Below are 840 nucleotides of genomic sequence, written 5' to 3'. Positions count from 1 at the left end.
CGGTGTTCTCCGGTCGCGGCGCGACGTACGAGTTCACGATCGACGCGACGGTGCATGCCGCGTTGAACCGGCTCGCACTTCGGCACGACGCCACCCTGTTCATGGTGGCGCACGCGGCGTTCGCGGTGTTGCTGGCGCGGTTGTCGAACACCGGCGATATCACCGTTGGTACGCCGGTGGCTGGTCGCGGGGACGCGGCGTTGAGTGGTTTGATCGGCATGTTCGTCAACACCCTCGCCTTGCGCACCGACGTCGATCCTGCTGACAGTTTCGCCGAGTTGTTGGATCAGGCGCGCGGTCGCGATGTCGAGGCGTTCGGGCATGCCGAGGTGCCGTTCGAACGTTTGGTGGAGTTGCTGGACCCGGTGCGGTCGAGCGCGCACCATCCACTGTTCCAGGTGATGCTGACCTTCCAGAACTTCACGCCCGCAACCCTGGAGCTGCCGTCGTTGAACGTGTCCGCGCTGGAGTTCGCGTGGTCGCTGACCAAGTTCGATCTCGAGCTGACCATGGTGCCGCGTGAGGACGAGCGGACACCGTTGGGGATTTCGGCGGCTTTCACCTACTCCACCGACCTGTTCGACGAGGCCACCATCGCGGGGTTCGCGGGGCGGTTGTGCCGAATCCTCGCCGTCGTCGCCGAGTCGCCGCAGCTGCTGGTGGGCGAGATCGACCTGCTGGACGCGGCCGAACGCACGGCGATCTTGGAGTCCTGGAACGAGACCCGCCGTCCCGTCGCCTCGGGGCTGCTCCTCGATGGCTACCGGCGTGCGGTGGCGCAGTATCCGGACACCGTGGCGGTCGCGTTCGCCGATCAGCGGTTGACGTATCGCGAGTTCG

General features: G+C 66.2%; 1 protein-coding gene. It reads left to right on the top strand.

Features of this window, described 5'->3' with window-relative positions; all coding sequences use genetic code 11:
- Positions 1-840, top strand: an 840-nt coding sequence (locus NA4_RS38015) for a condensation domain-containing protein (protein ID WP_245671799.1), incomplete at both ends; no start/stop codon positions are given.

This window comes from Nocardia amamiensis NBRC 102102 (assembly GCF_001612745.1).
Classification (GTDB): Bacteria; Actinomycetota; Actinomycetes; order Mycobacteriales; family Mycobacteriaceae; genus Nocardia; species Nocardia amamiensis.
Note: the sequence above shows the minus strand (reverse complement) of the source record. Positions and strands in the feature narration are given on the sequence as shown.